This is a genomic window from Clostridium cibarium (assembly GCF_014836335.1).
In the GTDB taxonomy this organism is placed as follows: domain Bacteria; phylum Bacillota; class Clostridia; order Clostridiales; family Clostridiaceae; genus Clostridium; species Clostridium cibarium.
Window position 1 is genome coordinate 18933 of sequence record NZ_JACSRA010000030.1, and the last position, 18708, is coordinate 37640.

At 29.8% G+C, this 18708-nt stretch carries 15 protein-coding genes; 14 read left to right on the forward strand and 1 reads right to left on the reverse strand.

Annotated features, from left to right (window positions below; translation table 11 throughout):
* Positions 1 to 13 precede the first annotated feature (13 nt).
* The 7 genes from H9661_RS16075 (at position 14) to H9661_RS16105 (ending at position 6661) form a co-directional block, all read left to right on the forward strand.
* Entirely contained in the window at positions 14 to 685 is a 672-nt protein-coding gene (locus H9661_RS16075) for an ABC transporter ATP-binding protein (protein WP_143316447.1), read from the forward strand.
* Complete coding sequence (locus tag H9661_RS16080; protein WP_191769785.1) at positions 685 to 3168, forward strand: ABC transporter permease; 2484 nt, start codon at positions 685 to 687, stop codon at positions 3166 to 3168. The genes H9661_RS16075 and H9661_RS16080 overlap by 1 nt, the downstream gene beginning before the upstream one ends.
* Positions 3169 to 3430: 262 nt before the next feature.
* On the forward strand, positions 3431 to 3997 hold the full coding sequence (locus H9661_RS16085) for a flavodoxin family protein (protein ID WP_143316445.1): 567 nt from the start codon (positions 3431 to 3433) through the stop codon (positions 3995 to 3997).
* A gap of 302 nt (positions 3998 to 4299) precedes the next feature.
* Positions 4300 to 4944 (forward strand): flavodoxin family protein, encoded by a 645-nt coding sequence (locus H9661_RS16090; protein ID WP_191769787.1) that lies wholly within the window; start codon positions 4300 to 4302, stop codon positions 4942 to 4944.
* 40 nt (positions 4945 to 4984) lie between these two features.
* Entirely contained in the window at positions 4985 to 5236 is a 252-nt protein-coding gene (locus H9661_RS16095) for a kinase to dihydroxyacetone kinase (protein WP_143316442.1), read from the forward strand.
* Positions 5237 to 5409: 173 nt separating this feature from the next.
* Complete coding sequence (lepB, locus tag H9661_RS16100; RefSeq protein ID WP_191769788.1) at positions 5410 to 6141, forward strand: signal peptidase I; 732 nt, start codon at positions 5410 to 5412, stop codon at positions 6139 to 6141.
* Positions 6142 to 6157: 16 nt separating this feature from the next.
* Positions 6158 to 6661: an RNA polymerase sigma factor gene (locus H9661_RS16105; protein ID WP_185966780.1), complete on the forward strand. Its 504-nt coding sequence runs from the start codon at positions 6158 to 6160 to the stop codon at positions 6659 to 6661.
* A 145-nt stretch (positions 6662 to 6806) separates the two neighbouring features.
* On the opposite strand, the gene H9661_RS16110 is transcribed toward H9661_RS16105, so the two are convergent.
* Positions 6807 to 7370 carry a TetR/AcrR family transcriptional regulator gene (locus tag H9661_RS16110; RefSeq protein ID WP_191769790.1) on the reverse strand — a complete coding sequence of 188 codons (564 nt, stop codon included), beginning with the start codon at positions 7368 to 7370 and terminating at the stop codon, positions 6807 to 6809.
* A 171-nt stretch (positions 7371 to 7541) separates the two neighbouring features.
* Here H9661_RS16110 and H9661_RS16115 point away from each other — a divergent pair, with 171 nt between their 5' ends.
* The 7 genes from H9661_RS16115 to H9661_RS16145 all read left to right on the forward strand — a co-directional run bounded on the left by H9661_RS16115 (position 7542) and on the right by H9661_RS16145 (position 18685).
* Positions 7542 to 10508, forward strand: coding sequence for an MMPL family transporter (locus H9661_RS16115; protein ID WP_191769792.1), 2967 nt, complete (start codon positions 7542 to 7544; stop codon positions 10506 to 10508).
* Between the two features lie 52 nt (positions 10509 to 10560).
* Positions 10561 to 11262 carry an MBL fold metallo-hydrolase gene (locus H9661_RS16120; RefSeq protein WP_143316437.1) on the forward strand — a complete coding sequence of 234 codons (702 nt, stop codon included), beginning with the start codon at positions 10561 to 10563 and terminating at the stop codon, positions 11260 to 11262.
* A gap of 165 nt (positions 11263 to 11427) precedes the next feature.
* The gene (locus tag H9661_RS16125) at positions 11428 to 11976 is read left to right on the forward strand and encodes a sigma-70 family RNA polymerase sigma factor (RefSeq protein ID WP_191769794.1); all 549 of its coding nucleotides are present in this window, start codon (positions 11428 to 11430) and stop codon (positions 11974 to 11976) included.
* Between the two features lie 9 nt (positions 11977 to 11985).
* Positions 11986 to 13167, forward strand: coding sequence for a DUF4179 domain-containing protein (locus H9661_RS16130; RefSeq protein ID WP_143316435.1), 1182 nt, complete (start codon positions 11986 to 11988; stop codon positions 13165 to 13167).
* Between the two features lie 232 nt (positions 13168 to 13399).
* On the forward strand, positions 13400 to 16198 hold the full coding sequence (locus H9661_RS16135) for a sugar-binding domain-containing protein (RefSeq protein ID WP_143316434.1): 2799 nt from the start codon (positions 13400 to 13402) through the stop codon (positions 16196 to 16198).
* Positions 16199 to 16276: 78 nt separating this feature from the next.
* Positions 16277 to 17242, forward strand: coding sequence for a tRNA dihydrouridine synthase (locus H9661_RS16140; RefSeq protein ID WP_191769796.1), 966 nt, complete (start codon positions 16277 to 16279; stop codon positions 17240 to 17242).
* A gap of 297 nt (positions 17243 to 17539) precedes the next feature.
* Positions 17540 to 18685, forward strand: coding sequence for a DegT/DnrJ/EryC1/StrS family aminotransferase (locus H9661_RS16145; RefSeq protein ID WP_191769798.1), 1146 nt, complete (start codon positions 17540 to 17542; stop codon positions 18683 to 18685).
* The last annotated feature ends 23 nt before the right edge of the window (positions 18686 to 18708 follow it).

Genomic DNA, 18708 nt, shown 5'->3' on the forward strand with positions numbered 1-18708 from the left:
GGAGAGTGTTTTTATGTTCATTGAAACAAAAAACTTGTTAAAAGTTTATGGTGTTGGGGAAAACGAAGTTGTTGCTCTAAATAAAGTAAATATTAAAGTTGAATCTGGGGATTTCATTTCTATTATGGGTCCTTCAGGAAGTGGAAAAAGTACATTGTTACATTTGCTTAGTGGTTTGGATATGCCTACATCTGGAAGTGTTTTTTATGATGGTGAAGATATTTACAATACAAGTGATAAGGAACTTTCAAGGTTTCGACGTGAAAAAATAGGTTTTGTATTTCAGAAATTTAATCTTATACCAGTTTTAACTGCAAGAGAAAATATTATTATGCCATTACTATTGGACAAGAAAGAACCTGATGAAATTTATTTAAAACAGATTACAGACTTGTTGGGGATTAGCGAGAGACTTTCGCATCTACAAAGTGAACTTTCAGGAGGACAACAACAACGTGTTGCTATTGCACGTGCACTAATTTCTAAACCTGATATTATTTTTGCAGATGAACCAACAGGTAATTTAGATAGTAAAAGTGGTAGTGAGGTTATGGAGCTTTTATGCAGTATATGGAGGGATATGGGAAAGACTTTGATAATAATTACTCATGATAATAGGATTGCGAAAATGGCTAAAAGACAATTTGTAATTGTGGATGGGGTATTATCGGAGGTGACAGTTTGATGAAATCATATAGCACTTTAGCTTGGAAAGAATTAAAAGCACAGAAAGTTACGTCTATACTTATACTTATTGCCATTGTTTTATCAACTGTAATGACGACAGCAATTGGACAATCATTAGGTATTTTAAGGTATTTGAGGCAGCAGCAAGCGGTGCAACTAAATGGCTACAGGTATGCAACCTTTCACAATATTGATGAAAACCAAATAAATGAATTATCAAAGGACCAGCGTTTATCTTGGACAGGTAGTAATATTCTTCTTGGAACTACTAAGTTGAAAAATAGTGGTGTTACTATATCACTAAACGAATATGATAAAAATTCAATAAATGCTTATCCAGGAATATCTAAGGTAAAATCCGGTAGGTTACCTGAAAATGCATGTGAAATTGCATTATCTCAAAATACATTAGAACTTATGAACTTTAGTGGAGGTATAGGAGATACAATTCATTTAGATTTAGATATTTCTTTATTAAAAGATAAAAATGCCACTTATAAGTACGGAGCTGATTTTAAATTGTGTGGTATTTTGGAAAACAATTATCTTGGATATAGTAGTGGGTTAGTAGTTGGTATTGCAGGCAGTGGAACTGCCAAAGAGATTCTTCCTGAAAAATATCAAGTATATTTTCTTGATTTTATAACTTCAAACAAAAAAGATTTTCAGCGAACAGTACTTAATTTGGCAGATGAGTTTCATATTGACAAAGACTATATTCAATATAATTGGCTTTATTTAGATTCGTTGGGGATTAATTATGATTCAAATAGTGATAGGGAAGGAAAGACTTCTGGATTTTCTTTTATGACTGTTACAGGTTTTCTTATAGGTTTTTTAGTGTTGCTAGCAGCTGGTCTGGTAATTTACAATATACTAAAAATTGCAGTGGGGAAACGTATTAAAGAATATGGTTGTTTAAGAGCAATAGGTGCAGATCGGAAACAACTTTACTATTTAGTGGTAAAACAAATCTGCATACTATGTGGAATAGGAATTCCATTAGGAGCTATTATAGGTACTCTTTCAGCTAAAGGGATTACCAAAATTGTAACAAGTTCATTTCCACCAGATGCTTTTATGGCAAGCAGTGTTGAAGAAGTGATAACTTTAATTGAACAAAATAGTTCTAGTAAATTATTACCTTTGCTTATAAGTGCATTAATTACATTGCTTTTTGCTTTTTTAGCTGCAATACCTGCTGCTAGATATGCAGGGAAGGTATCACCTACAGTTGCTATGGCTGAAACTTTTGTGAAAATAAAGCGTAAAAATCGAAAGAAAAAACATATTAGAAATTTCGAGATGTTTTATGCAAATTTAAATTTAAAACGTAATACTGGAAGATCTGCAATAACAATTATTTCTTTGGTTATGAGTATTACTGTATTTATTGCATTAAATGCATTTTCTAATCTTTTGGATTCTTCTAAAGAAGTGCAAAAATTGCACATCGGTGATTATTCATTGACCAATGAGACGGTAGGATTTTCGCCTTCGATTGTTGCTAAAATTGGAGAACAAAGAGGCGTAGCTTCCTTATCTACAATTAAATTTATGGAATATCATCAAAATAAGAATAGGTCTTTAGATATTAAAATAGATTTTCAGCTAAAGCAACCATACGAAACGATTCAGGTTATTGGTGTAGATGAAGAAAGATTGAAAAAGTTATATCCAAATATGACAGAGGCTGAGAATCAAGCATTGAAGTCTGGTATAGCTTGCTTAATTAAAAATCCTGTATCAATGTCAATTGAAGGGGAAGTCCATGAGGCTACTTCTTTTAAACCTGGGGATAGAATAACAGTGCAAGATTGCTCTATGGATGTTATTGGAAACACAGAAGCTGTATCATTGGTGGGCAAGGGTTATTCAAATGGTGTTCAAGTTATTGTATATGATACAATATATGATAAATTGACAGGCAAAAATGAGTATACAGAACTATATCCAATACTAGCAAAGGATGCAGATAAAGATGCTATTGAACAGATTTTTAAAGATATTTGCAGCGAGATTCCAGAAAGTAGTTGGATTTCTTTCAATAACACTGATAAGCAATTGGAGGAAAGCTGCCAACAGATAAAGATGTTAGCATGGGGATTAATTATTTTTATTGGCTTAATAGGTTTATTGAATATTATTAATACAACATATACTAATATTCATACTCGAATTGATGAAATTGGGATGTTACGAGCTATTGGAATGAGTAGTAGCAGTCTTTATAAGACATTTTTATGGGAAGGAGTATATTATGGTATAATTGCTTCAATTGTTGGCTCCTTGGCAGGATATATATGTACTATTTTTGTGCAAGCGGCAACTACAGAGAAGATAGCTTTAGTGGCAATACCAATAGTTTCTATATTAGAAGTAACAATTATATCCGTTATTTCTTGCTTAATTACAACACTTATTCCATTAAGAAAAATAACGCGAATGAGTATTGTTAATTCTATTGACATAGTTGAATAACCATTAGTTTAAAGTTGCTAAATATATGAGCGTCTTAGAATGATTTTTATTTATTTTAAGACACTCTTTTTTTCAACATTTTCAGTATTTCGTCTTTAATAAGTAAAGGCATTAAATTTTGGACTTTTAAAAATATATAATGGTATTAAATTAAGCAGTAATATAGGTAGAATATGATATAATAGTTCTATATTTGGAAGTGGGGCGCTATTTTTGAAGTAATTGGCGGATTTAAAATTTAACTAGGGAGGATGTGCATGGGATGAAGGTTTTAGGAATTAATGGCAGTTCTAGAAAAGATGGAAATACGGCATTGATTATGAAGACTGTTTTTGAAGAATTGGAAAAAGAGGAAATTGAAACGGAAATGGTTCAATTCTCTGGAAATATAATTGAGCCTTGTAAAGGGTGCTTTGCATGTAAGGGGAAGAATAACTGTGTTTTTAAGAAAGACATGTTTTATGAATATTTTGAAAAAATGAAGTTAGCAGATGGTATTCTTCTGGGATCTCCAGTCTATTCAGCAGATGTAACAGCAAATATGAAAGCTTTTTTAGAAAGAGCAGGAGTTGTTGTTGCTACAAATCCAGGTTTGCTTAAACATAAGGTTGGTGCATCTATATCTGCTGTTCGTAGAGGTGGAGGAATGACAGCAGTAGATACAATGAACCATTTCTTGTTAAATAAAGAAGTTATCATAGCAGGGTCTACATATTGGAATATGGTTTATGGAAAAGATGTAGGTGATGTATATAGAGATGAAGAAGGAATGGAAAATATGCGTAATTTGGGACAAAATATGGCTTGGCTATTAAAGAAAATTAATTAAACCATGCAGAGTGGTTAGGGAAATATGGAACGTCAGGCAAATTGACTTAAAGGTTAAACATAAAAAAGAAGACTATTTAGAGAAACTGAATTTGAGGTTAATTCAAAAAAGATTGTATTTAATTTTCTAAATTATTGTAATAAGCAAGGAGAAAAAGTTTGAATAAAGTAAAGGAAAACAAGCATTTAGGTGAATGCGATTTTTTTAAATCTTTAATAAATAATTATTGACATTGTTCTATACTACAACCATTACACTATTAATATAATTAATTTTATAAAATAGGAAATGGGGTTTTAAACATGAAGATAATTGCTATTAACGGAAGTCCAAGAAAAAACGGAAATACAGGAATTTTGCTAAATAAAGCTCTTGAGGGAGCAGCTTCAAATGGAGCAGAAACAGAAATATTCCATTTATATGATTTAAATTACAAAGGATGTAAAAGTTGTTTTGCATGTAAATTAATAAATGGTAATAGTTATGGAAATTGCTCTATTAATGATGAAATAAGTCCAATTCTAAAAAAAATTAAGAACTCAGATGCTATAATTCTTGGTTCTCCAATTTATTTAGGATCAATTACAGGTGAAATGAAATCTTTTATGGAACGATTAATTTTTCCATATCTAGTTTATGATGAAAATTATTCTTCACTTTTTCCTAAAAAAATTTCTGTAGGATTAATTTATACCTTTGGAGTTGATGAACAAAGATTGAAACAATCAAAATGGCAAGAATCCATTAAATACAATGAATTTTTAGTGGAAAGATTTTTAGGAAAAGCAGAATCACTTTTTGTAACCGATACTTATCAATTTGATGATTATTCAAAATATGTTTCAACAGCTTTTGATGCTGGTAATAAATTAAAACGTAGGGAAGAAGTATTTCCGCAAGATTGCAAAAAGGCATTTGAATTAGGAAAACGACTAGTTGAAATATGATAAGATACTTAAAAATTTGTAAAGGAAAAGGAGATAAACTATGCTTGAATATAAATTTGATACCCAGTTATTAATTGCAGGAGAAAATCTTTCTGAAGATGAAATAAATGAATATATTACAAAGAACTTTGAAGGGGATTCCTTACTTGCAGTTGGTGATGAGGAACTGATAAAAATTCATTATCACACAAATGCTCCATGGAAGGTACTTGAGTATTGTGCTTCATTAGGTGATATTCATGACGTTGTTATAGAAAACATGGAACGTCAGGCAAATGGACTTAAAGGTTAAACATAAAAAAGAATACTATTTAGGGAAACTGAATTTGAAGTTAATTCAAATTTAGTTTCCCTTATATTATATTAAATTTATAAATTACTGTAACCTTTTCTTTATTATTTGTACTAATATATGTAAGACAAATGCATTTGTGGAAAATAATTAAATGTTGGAGGATATATAATATGGATAAAAATAAAGAATGTTCAGTAATAAAAGATTTAATACCATTATATAAAGATGAGGCTTTAAGCAAGTTATCTGTAGAAGCAGTTGAAGAACATATTGAAAAATGTGATTCTTGTAGGAAATATAAAGATAATGTTTTTGGTGAATTATCTAAATCAGGTTCAATTGACAATAATATGCCTGAATTTGAAAAGCGTGAAGTACAAAATTATAAAAATATCGCTAGTAGATTAAAAAAGAGAAGAATTAGAAATGCTTTAATAACTGCCTTTAGCACTGTTTTAGTAATTATGCTTTTTTGTTCTATTTTCACATTTCATAAAGTGTTAAGCGGAATTATGGAGCCAACAATTGAAATGGGGGATATATGTTTTATCAATAAAATGTCTTATAAATTTTCTAAACCTATTGAAGGTGATCTTGTTTATTTGTTAAGAGAAGATCCAAGTTTCCATTATGAATTCAAAGATGTTGGCAGAATTGTTGGCATTCCAGGAGATAAGATACTTATTAAAGATGGTGTATTATATGTTAATGGTGAAGAAAAACAGAAAGATGTTTATGAATATATAAAAAATGGTGGAATAGCTAAAACAGAAATTACAGTTCCTGATGGAAAGTATTTTGTTATGGGAGATAATGTAAATATTAGTTATGATAGTAGGTTTGAAGAGGTTGGATGTATAGACGAAAAAAATGTACTTGGAAAGGTTTGCTTTGCATGGTAACACAGGGTGAATAATGATGAATGATTTTCAAGATATTTATGAAAAATATTATTATGAAATATTCAGATTCATAAATAAGTTAGTTAATTATAATAAAAGTGTTTCAGAGGAGCTTACCCAAGAGACTTTTTATCAAATATTTATATCTTTACATAGATTTAAAGGAAAAAGTGATATAAAAACATGGATGTGTCAGATTGCTAAAAATGTATGTTTTAAATATTTTAGAAAAAATCCTATAAGTGTAAGTTTTGATTCGGAAGATATTAATAATAAAGTTATAAATATAGTAGAAAAAACCCCAGAAGAGCTAGTACTATGTAAGGAGCTTAATGAAATAATATTAAAGGGCATAATTAATATGAATGATAAATATAGAGATGTACTAGTATATAGACTATATGAGAGCATGCCATTTAAAAAAATTGCAGCTATTATGAATATCTCAGAAAATTCAGCAAAAGTAATATTTTATAGAGGGAAGGAAATGTTGAAAAAGAGCCTTACAAAAATGCTTTAAGTAGTTCTTTAACAAAGCATAATAAATCCCTCTGGTATATAACCTGACTATCAGTAATTTTCAAATCTCTTATACAAATAATATTTTCGTAGTATATTATTTGTATAAGAGAAGTATTAAATCTAATAAATTTCAATAAAAACTACTATACACAATTCTCCAAAATATATAAGCATATTTCCACCATTTGTTCTTCTGTTTCTACCATGCCAGTTTGGATCCATCTAACCAATACATTATAAATAGCACCACTCCAAAAAATCATATCATATTTATCTTTAACATCTTCTGTCTTGGCATTACTAACCATATGTTTTGTGATTTCCTCCAATATTGTATTACCAAAACCAGCCTTCAATAAAATACGAAAAGGCTTGGCATGAGCTTTTGAGGTAATAAATAAAGTTTTCCAATATAATTCCTTTTCAGTACTATAAGTGAATTTATCCATTGCATCAGTAACATCTGTTATTAGATTATAAAGCAAATTTTTTAATACATCTTCCTTAGATTCATAATTTCTGTAATAGGCTGTTCTAGATACACCAGCTCTTTTGACAATCTCTGAAATGCTAATATTGCTATATTCCTTTTCTTCCATTAATAAAATTAATGCAGATTCAATACATTCCTTAGTTATTTTATTTGATTCCTTATTAGATAATCTTGAAACATTTCTATTTTCAATTTCAGATTTTCCTTCTGACATTACAATTCCTCCTTGTTTGTGTACTTTTCATGTTCATGCATTGACAGCTTCATAGACGCACGTTACACTTATAACGACAATACAATTGTAACACCGCGGAAGGGTACTGTCAAAGGGAAAGTATTTAAATAAATCGTAAGAAGTTGCATTTTTGATAGAGGAGGATTGGACATGTTTAAACAAATAAAACAAAAACACATTTTATCACTTATAACATGGATAGTAATATTGATTATTTCACTTTTAGTAATGCCTGATATTTCTCAACTAGTGAAAGATAAGGGGCAAAATAATTTGCCTAAAAACGTAGAAAGTGAAATAGCTGCTCAAATTGGTAAGAAGGTTACAGGTAATGAAAAAACATCCACAACGGAAATTATTGCAGTTTTTCACAATGAGAATAAGATAACAGAAGAAGAAAAAAATGCAATTAATTCAAAGGTGGAAGAATTAAAGGACAATAAAGAAACATATGGAATTGATAGTATTACTAGTGCAAAAGACAATAAAGAAACAGCTGAACAATTAATTTCAGGAAATAATAAGACAGAATTAGCTTTAGTTACTGTTTCAAGTAGTGAAAATTTAGAAGAAGCAGTTAACAAAATTCAGAAAGCAATTAAAATAGATGGAGTTGAAACCTATGTAACAGGTGAAAAAATCTTATCAGATGAATTCTCTAATACTACAGAACAAGGAATTGAAAAGACAGAAATTATAGCAGCAATCTTCATTTTTGTCGTATTGGTTCTTGTTTTTAAATCTCCAATCGTTCCTGTAATTTCACTTACAACCGTTGGAGTATCATTAGTAATATCCTTAAGCATTATCATGAATTTAGCAAAATATTTTGATTTGCCAATTTCAGATTTTACTCAAGTTTTTCTAGTAGTTGTATTATTCGGAGTTGGCACAGATTATAATATATTGCTATATGATAAATTTAAAGAAGAGTTAAGCAAAGATCAGGACAAAATAGATGCTGCAATTACCTCAAGAAAAACAGCTGGGCGTACTATGCTCTATAGTGGTCTTTCTGTATTTATTGGATTTGCAGTTTTGGGATTAGCTAAGTTTTCATTTTATCAATCAGCTGTTGGTGTTGCTATAGGGGTGGCTGTCTTACTGGGAGTCTTGTTAACATTAAATATGTTTTTTATGGCAACCTTAGGTAAGAAAATGTTCTGGCCAGCAAAGGAATTTGCAGGAAATAGTTCTAGTCATTTATGGCATGGACTTTCAAAAATTTCTATAGCTCGTCCAATATTAATGTTAAGCCTTATTGCAATTTTCGGTGGAATTTTTATGGTTAATAATTCTGATAAATTAAATTTCAATACAGCTGATGAAATTGCAGATTCAAACCCTAAAAAAGAAGGCTATCTTATTATCCAAGAAGATTTTTCAAAAGGTAAGGCAGCGCCAACAACTCTTTATATAGATAGTGATAAGACTTTGGATAATCAAGAAGACTTAGCTACTATTGATGATATAACAGAATTTCTGAAAAACGAAAAAGGTGTAAAACAAGTTTTATCAGCCACTCAACCTTCTGGAGAAAAAATTGATGATTTATATTTAAAGAATCAATTAAAAACTGTAGTTTCAGGTGTAGAAGATGCAAAAAGAGGATTAGAAGAAATTAAGTCTGGTTTATCAAGTGCAAATACCCAGCTAAGCAATGCTGGAATCAATGAAAATTTAGCAAAGGTTCAGCAATTAGCAGATGGAACTAAAGAACTGGCAAATGGCTCAAATAAATTACATAATAGCATTAATGAATATGTTGATGGAACAAATCAAATAAATAGTGGCTTAGGTGAATTGAAATCTGGAACAACACCCTTAGTTGATACCATGAATCAAATTACTAGTGGTAGCAATGAACTTCAAGAGAAAATTAACACTATAAATAATGAAATAGCAAATTTATCTGATATAAATCAAAAGATTTCTTTATTACTTTCTGCTAATCCAACAGCAGGAAATGGAGATAGTACAAGCATATTAACTCAGTTACCAAACTTAGTAGGGCAATTAAATCAAGGGTATTCTACTTTAAATGCAGCATTAAATCAAGTTAATGAAAGTTTACCAATGTTTTCAGATGGTGTTAAGAAGCTTGCTGAAGGAAGTGAGGAATTAACAAGTAATGGCTCTTATTTAAGAGAAGGTTCAAAACAAGTAAATTCTGGTGTACAGAGTGCAAATGCTGGTGTACAAGAATTAAATAATCAATTAAAGACATTAGGACAGCAGACAGCTGACTTACAAAGAGGCTTGGGTTCTGCAGTATCAGGAATTTCAACTATTTCTCAAGGATTAAGTACTATACAGTCTTACATAAAAGAGTTAGGTGACTCTTACATTGGAAATAAGTTTTATGTGACAAAGTCTGTTTTAGCAGATAACTTACTTGAAGATTCCTTTAAAGCCTTTTTATCAAAAAATAGGCAAATAGCTCAAATAACTGTGGTATTAACAGATGATCCAAGCAGTAGCGAAGCTACTGAAGTAATAAAAAATTTGCAAAATGATATTAAGGCAAGAGTGAAAGGAACTTCTTTGGAAGATGCAAAAATTGCTTTTGGTGGACAAACATCAGAAACTTCTGATTTAGAACAAATTTCTAATGAAGATTTTACGAGAACAGCCATTATCATGTTAATTGGTATAGGTGTAGCTCTAGTATTTGTAACAAGATCAATTTTACAGCCAGTTGTAATTATAATTACATTGATGGTTGCTTATTTATCTTCTATTGGAATCACAAGACTTTTGTCAGGTATGTTCCTTGGAAAAGATTTATTAACTTGGAATGCACCGTTCTTTACATTTATCATGATTATTGCATTAGGTGTTGATTATAGTATCTTTTTAATGATGAGGTATAGAGAGGAAAGTGTAGATAGTAAGGTGCCAAAAACTCTTAGTATATTAAATGCTTCTACAGTCATAGGAGCTGTAGTTATCTCAGCTGCAATTATTTTAAGTGGTACTTTTGCAGCCTTAATTCCATCAGGGGTAACAACTCTTATCCAAGTTGCTGTAGGAGTAATTTTGGGACTATTGGTACTACTAATAATTTTACCGATTACTATATCAGCATATATTAGATTAACTTATATAGATAAATAACATGAAAAGGTGATATAATGAGTGAAATAGAAACATGCAAGGGATGATAAAAATGAAGGTTACATATATTGAACATAGTTGTTTTTCCGTAGAACTTGAGAAGGTTATTTTACTTTTTGATTACTATAAAGGACAACTTCCTGATTTTAATAAAGAAAAAACAATTTATGTGTTTTCAAGTCATAATCACCATGACCATTTTGATATGTCAATTTTTCAGTTATTAAAAGGATATCCAAATGTTAAGTATATTCTCTCAAAGGATATTAAACGAAAGTTTGGAAGAAAGTTTTTTAATACTCATGGTGTTGAAGATGATCTTTATGAAAAGATAGAGTTTATTGACAGTAACAAAACTCTTGAAACCTTTGATTTAAAGGTAGAAACCTTAAAGTCAACAGATGAAGGAGTAGCATTTATTGTTACAGCTGAAGGCAAGACAATATATCATGCAGGAGATCTTAATTTATGGGCTTGGAGCCATAAGAGTGAAGAGATTAGAGAATATACTAAGGAAATTTATGAAGAAGAAATAGAAAAAATCAAAAATAGACATTTTGATGTTGCCTTTGTTGTCTTAGATTCTAGACAAGAGGAATACTTCCATTTAGGTTTTGATTATTTTATGAAAAATACTGATACGGATAAGGTATATCCAATGCATTTTTGGGATGATAGTTCTGTAATAGATAGAATAAAAGATATGGATTGTTCTAAAACATATAGAGATAAAATAGTTTCTTATTTATTTTAAAAATTAATCACTTTGGTCTATATTATAAACCCCATGCAAGTCTGAATTTTAGATTTGCATGGGGTTTTAAAAAAATTTAAAAGATTTTAGTGAGATATATAAGTTATGTTACGTAGTATTATATGACAAGGTTATTTATATTTGCAAATATAATTAGGAGGAGTTATGGAAATAAATGAACAAAATTTTATAAAAGGGCTTATAAAAAGAGATGAAGATGCGTTAAGGTATGTGATTAAAGAATATGGATGGCTTATAAAAGCTGTAGTTTCAAAACAATTATATAATTTGAAGCATATTCAAGAAGAATGCATTAATGATATATTTCTAAGTATATGGGACAACATAGATAAATTTGATGGGAAAAAGGGAACCTTTAAAAATTGGGTTATAGGGATTTCTGAATATAGAAGTATTGATTATAAAAGAAAGTATATTAAGGATATAAGTAATGAGGAATATGACTCCTTAGAAATAGGAATTCCAGATAATTCGGATGTAAGAATAATTAATGAAGAGATGCGTAAAGACGTAGAAAATTTATTAAGCTGTTTAAAGGATAAGGACCGTGATATTTTTGTAAAGCATTATTTATTAGATATGAATCCCTCTGAGATTGCAACAAAGTTAGGATTAACCACTAATAGCATATATAACAGGATATATAAAGGAAAAAAGAAGATTAGGGAAGTAAGGGGATTTGTAATTAAATAGGAGGTAAATATGAAAAAGGATATATATAGTTTATTAAATAATGGGCAATTTAATGAAGAAGAATATGAAAATATAAATAAAGAAGAGTTTGATGATTTTACAGTTAAAAAGATAGAAAGATATGTAAAGAGAAATTCTAAAGCAAAAAAGAAAAACAATAAAGTTAGAATATCTATAGCAGTTGCTGTTTGTATACTTGTTGTAGGAATGTATAATTCAAGTTTTGGAACTAATGTAGTAGCTAGTGTTAGTAACATGATAAGTAAGATTGATCCAAATAAAAATTATAATGCAGATTATGTTGTAGCTTTAGGTAAATCTTATAGCAAAGATGGTGTTGAGATAAAGCTTGATGAATGCTATCGTAATGTTGGTCAAATAAGATTAGTATACACAATGAATTTTGAAAATGGAGTTCCTGAAGCTGTAAAGGCAAAAGAAAGAATAAGGACTAATGAAGAGGTAGTTAAAGGATTTAGTTATGAATATGTAGATTATGAAAATAACGGTATCGTTAAAAATTCAAAAGTTAGCATTAATGACTGGGTAATTAGTGATTTAGATCGTTTAAATTATGATAATTATAAATATGGGATATGGAATTATGAGTCAAAGGATATTAAAATAAGTGAAAATTCAATTACAAAGGAACTTATTTTTTATGTTGAAGGAGTTACAATAAAGGATGATCTAAATATAAAAATAGAATACGATAAAATAGTGAATAACGCTGGTGAAGAAATTAAAGGTCCATGGACAATTGATTATAAGATAAAGGCTGAAGGTGATGTTAGTGATATACCAAAGACTAGTCTAAATAAAGATTATGGTCATAAGTTTAAAAATGGAAGTATGGTAACAATTGATAGCTATGCTAACACAAATACAGGTATTAAAATTTTTGGTACTACGATTAAGGATAGGGAAATGCCTATAATACGTTTGCAAGGGGTAGACAATTTAGGAAATAATATATTAATGTATCCTAGAAATACATCTATAAATACTGAAAAAGATACAAGTGAAGTATTATTTGACTTATATGATGGGCAGTCAAATAATAGACAATACCTAGCAGAAGGGGTAACTAACTTGAAGCTTAGGTTATATGCTGATAATTCAATGAACTCAGGAAAAGTTGGAGATGATTTCATCCCAGTAGGTGAGGAGTTTAACGTAAAAATTCAATAGATCTTTAAAAGAATAATTAAAGTAAAAGACTGTAGCATTAAAAAGGTAGTACTACAGTCTTTTTAAATATTATAACATATATGAAATTGATGCAATAATATATCTATGTATTTATATGGAATAAAACCTTTAAATTGACATTCTAAAAAGTTAAAAATATAATAATGTTAAATATATGACATATACAATTTAATAAGTTGTTATGTTTAATTATTAGAAAAAGGGTGATTTCATGTATGCAGCTATTGATTTAAGTGGTATTTGGGATTTTCAATTAGATGAGAAAAAGCAAGGGATAAGTGAACCGTTAAAGGATACTATTATACTTCCAGGGACAACCTCTGATTCAAAAAAGGGAAAGAAAAACGAAAGTGTTGAGATTGGTTGCTTGACAGATGAATACAAGTTTGAAGGATATGCTTGGTTTTCAAGAGAAATGAAGATTACAGATGATATATGTGATAAGAACTATTTTCTTTATTTGGAACGGACACGTATTACTACATTATGGATAAATAATATTAAAGTTGGTACACAAAACAGTCTTTGCACTCCACATATTTATGATGTTACAGGTTATTTATCAAAGGGTAAAAACAGAATTACCATACTAGTTGATAACACAGATTATCCTACTAAAGGTGGTCATTTAACTTCTAAAGATACACAAACCAATTGGAATGGTATTATAGGAAAAATTGAACTGCAGATATTCAATAAAGCTTATTTAGATGATGTTCAGGTTTATTCTGACATAAGAGATAAAGAGGTAACAATAAAATCAAAGATTATTGGAGCAGATAAAGGTATTTTAGCAGTTTCAGCAGTAGGCTTTAATAGTGAAATTAAGCATAACGTAGAAGAAAAAATCTTCAGCTTTAATTCAAAGGATATACTTATAAAGTATCCTTTAGGTGATGAGGCCTTCCTTTGGAGTGAATATAATAGAAACTTATATAAACTTAATATTAAAATGATTATAAATGGACTAACTGTTGATATAAAGGAAGTTACCTTTGGTTTACGTGAGTTTAAAACATCAGGAGATAAGTTTACCATAAACGGCACAAAAACATTTCTTAGAGGAAAGCATGATGGCTTGGTTTTTCCACTTAAGGGGTTTGTACCAATGGACTTGGATCAATGGCTAAATGTATTGAATATTTCAAAGTCATATGGCATAAATCATTATCGCTTTCATACTTGCTGTCCACCTGAAGCTGCTTTTATAGCTGCTGATATACTTGGAATTTATATGGAGCCAGAGCTACCTTTTTGGGGAACTATTACTGATGAAAATGATGAAAACCATAATAGGGCAGAACAGGACTTTTTAATTAGCGAGGGTTTTTCCATCCTTAAAAGTTTTGGGAATCATCCTTCATTTGTTATGATGTCTCTAGGTAATGAGCTTTGGGGCAGTAGGAATAAGTTAAATATGATTTTAAAGAATTACAAGAGTTTTGATAATAGACACCTTTATACTCAAGGATCAAATAACTTTCAGTTTAGTCCTACTATTTTAGAAAATGATGATTTCTTTTGTGGTGTAAGATTTTCTAAGGAACGTCTTATAAGAGGCTCTTATGCTATGTGTGATGCTCCACTAGGACATGTTCAAACAGATATGCCAAGCACAATAAAGGATTATGATGAGGATATTTTTCCATCAATAATTAATAAGAATCATGATGTTAAGGCTGAAGACATTGTAGAAATACAATTTGGCACAGGGGTAAAAAAGGTAAAGACAGCTGATTCTAAGGAGCAGCTTATACCACAAATTCCTGTAGTTTCTCATGAAATTGGGCAATATGAAACTTTCCCTAATTTTGAGGAAATAAAAAAATATAAAGGTTCATTAAAGGCAAAAAACTTTGAAATATTTAATGAGCGACTTAAAGAAAAAAACTTAGATCACTTGGCAAAAAAGTATTTTAATTCTTCAGGGAAGCTTGCGATTCAGTGCTATAAGGAAGAATTGGAATCAGCATTTCGTTCAAGAAAGCTAGGTGGATTTCAGCTTTTAGATATACAAGACTTTCCTGGACAAGGAACAGCTTTAGTTGGAATTCTTGATGCATTTATGGATTCTAAAGGCATAATATCACCTAAAGAGTGGCGGAGCTTTTGCTCAGATGCTGTGCTTTTAGCAAGATTTGAAAAGTATAACTATTTAGAGAAAGAAAGCTTTAATGCACATATTGAACTTTGTTATTATAGGAATATAAGATTGAAAACCTTGAAATTATTGTGGAAGTTAAAGGATGAGAATATTGTATATGAAGAGGGAGAGGCATTTATAGCACATATTGGAGATGAAAATTATATTGATATTTGCGACATAAGTTTTAAAATGCCAAAAGTAGAATCAAAGAAAAAGCTTACATTATCCCTTAAAATAGAGGGGATGGATATAGGGAAACATTATAACTTGTGGGTGTATTCTGAAAATATTCATATTGATAAATCAGGTTTAAATATATTTGATGAGTTATCAAAAAAGGCGATTTCATTACTAGAAAAAGGAGAAAACGTAATTCTATTTCCAAAGTTAAATAGTTTAACAAATTCTATTGAAGGCTTTTATTCATCAGATTTTTGGTGCTATCCAATGTTTCGCTCAATATCTGAAAGTATGAAAAAGGAAGTGCCAGTTGGTACTATGGGGTTGCTTATCAATAATACTCACCCTGTTTTTAAGGATTTTCCTTGTGAGGATTATTCAACATATGAGTGGTGGAGTATAGTTTCAAATTCATCTTCAGTTATACTAGATGGAACTTCTAAAAATTTTAGTCCTATGGTTCAGACTATCGATAATTTTGAGAGAAATCATAAGCTTGGGCTATTGTTTGAATGTAATGTTTTAAAGGGTAAACTCTTAGTTTGTACTTGTGATTTTGAAAAAGTAAGAGATAAGCCAGAAGGAAGACAATTTCTTTTTAGCATTTTAAATTATGCATCTTCAAAAGAATTTAAGCCAGAAGCTGCTATTAGTATTTCAGATATAAAAAGGTTCTTAAGCTAAGTGTAAATAATATTAAGTAGATAAGAAAAGGTCATGCTGATATAATAGGTTTAGAATATTTATAGAAGGAGTTATTAAATGAAATACTATTTAGCACCAATGGAAGGAATAACGGGATTTATATATAGAAATTCATATGAAAAGTTTTTTAGTAATATAGATAAATATTTTACACCATTTATTGTTCCAAATAACAGCAAAAGCCTTAAAACTAAAGAGCTTAGAGATGTTTTGCCTGAAAATAATAAGGGATTAAATGTAGTACCTCAAATACTTACTAATGATTCAGAAGGTTTTATTATAACAGCAAGAAAACTTCAACAACTAGGCTATAATGAGATTAATTTAAACTTAGGTTGTCCTGCTGGAACTGTTGTTTCAAAAAATAGGGGCTCAGGCTTTCTAGCTAAGAGAGATGAATTGGACAAGTTTTTAGAGGAAATATTTAAAATAGATGATATGAAAATTTCAATAAAGACTAGGATAGGTAAGGATAGTCCAGAAGAATTCTATGAGTTAATTAAGATTTACAATAAATATCCCATGGAAGAATTGATTATTCATCCTAGAACGAGGGAAGATTTTTATGGAAATAAACCTAATCTAGAGGTTTTTAAGGATGCACTAGCTTTAAGCACTAACCCAGTATGTTATAATGGTGATATTTTTACCGTAGATGACCATAAAAGATTAGTGGAAGATTTCCCAGAATTAAAAACAGTAATGCTAGGACGCGGAATACTTGCAAATCCAGGACTTATGAATTTGATAAAGAGTAATGCTCCTTTAGATAAGAAGGTATTAAAGGGTTTTCATGATGATGTTTTTGATACCTACATAAAAGTCTTCAATGAAGATAAAAATGCTATGTTTAGGATGAAGGAATTATGGGGATATATGATTTATATATTTTCTGACAATAAGAAATATGCTAAAAAAATAAAGAAGGCACAAAAGGTAAGTGATTATAGGGAAGCTGTCTCAAGCTTGTTTTTAGAACAAGAGATTATAGAGGGAGCTGGAATGTTTTATAATAAATATTAAATAGTTTTATCAATATATACGAGATGAATGTTCAAAGGTGTAATAATATGCAACTTTGGACATTTATTTTTTATATAAAAATAAGGCGGGTATTTGAGAAAATAGATAGAAAAACTGCACTAAGGCAAGCAATAGAAACAATAACTTACCAAATAATAAGAGAAAATGATAAATAATGAATAGTTGACAGTAATTACAACATTGTGTAAAATAGGGTAAAATATATTTCAATAATGCAAAATATGATTTAATAAATTGTAATTTTACAGTGATATAAATAAAAAGGAGGAGAAAAATATGAAAAAAATCCCGTTTGCGGTACCAGAAATAACTGATGATGACATATCAGAAGTAGTTAAAACATTGAAGTCAGGGTGGATCTCTAAGGGGCCAAGAGTACTTGAATTTGAAGAAAAAATAGCTTCATTTTTAGGAGTTGATGAAAAAAGTGTTATAGCTTGTAATTCTGGGACTGCAGCTTTACATTTGGCAGTTCTTTCATTAGGGCTATCTGAAGATGATGAGGTTATTGTTCCAAGCTTTACTTTTTGTTCAACAGCAAATGTTATTGAACATGTTGGAGCAAAACCAGTATTTGTTGATATCGATGAAAATGATTACTGTTTAGATGTTAAAAAGATTGAAGAAAAAATAAATGAAAAAACAAAGGCTATTATAGTTGTTCACTTTGGTGGTAATGTGGGCAATTTAAATGCTTTAAAGGATATTTGTAAAAAACATAATATAGTATTGATTGAAGATGCAGCACATGCCTTTACTTCAAAATATGATGGGAAATATATTGGAAATCATGGAGATTTTATATGCTTTAGTTTTTATGCTACCAAAAATATTACTACAGGTGAAGGTGGGGTATTAATAGCTAAGGATTTAGATCATGCAAAAAAAGCCAGAGAATTATGTTGGCATGGTATAGATAAAAACTCTTGGGATAGATATGTATATCCAGGAAATTGGGGATATAGTGTTCTTGACCATGGCTATAAGTATAACATGACAGATATACAGGCAGCTTTAGGTATTAGTCAATTAAAACGTGCTGAAAAAATGAAAGAGGCACGAAGAAAATTATTTAAAATGTATTTAAAAGAATTAGGTTCTTTAAAGGACTATATTTCATTACCTGTTTTAGATCATGATAATATTGAAAATTCATGTCACCTATTTCCAATTAGAATCAAAAAAAATGCACCCATAGATAGAGATGAATTTATCGAGGATATGAAAGAACTAGGGGTATGTTTAAGTGTGCACTATATACCTGTTCACATGCATCCTTATTATAAAAAATATGGAGCAGTATTACCTAAAACAGAAGAGGTATTTAATGAAATATTATCTTTGCCTTTATGTAGTAGTTTGGCAGAAGAAGACTTGATGTATGTAGTTGATTGTATTAAAAAAGTATTAAAAGTGAAATAGATTATAAGTTATAAAAGGGGTTT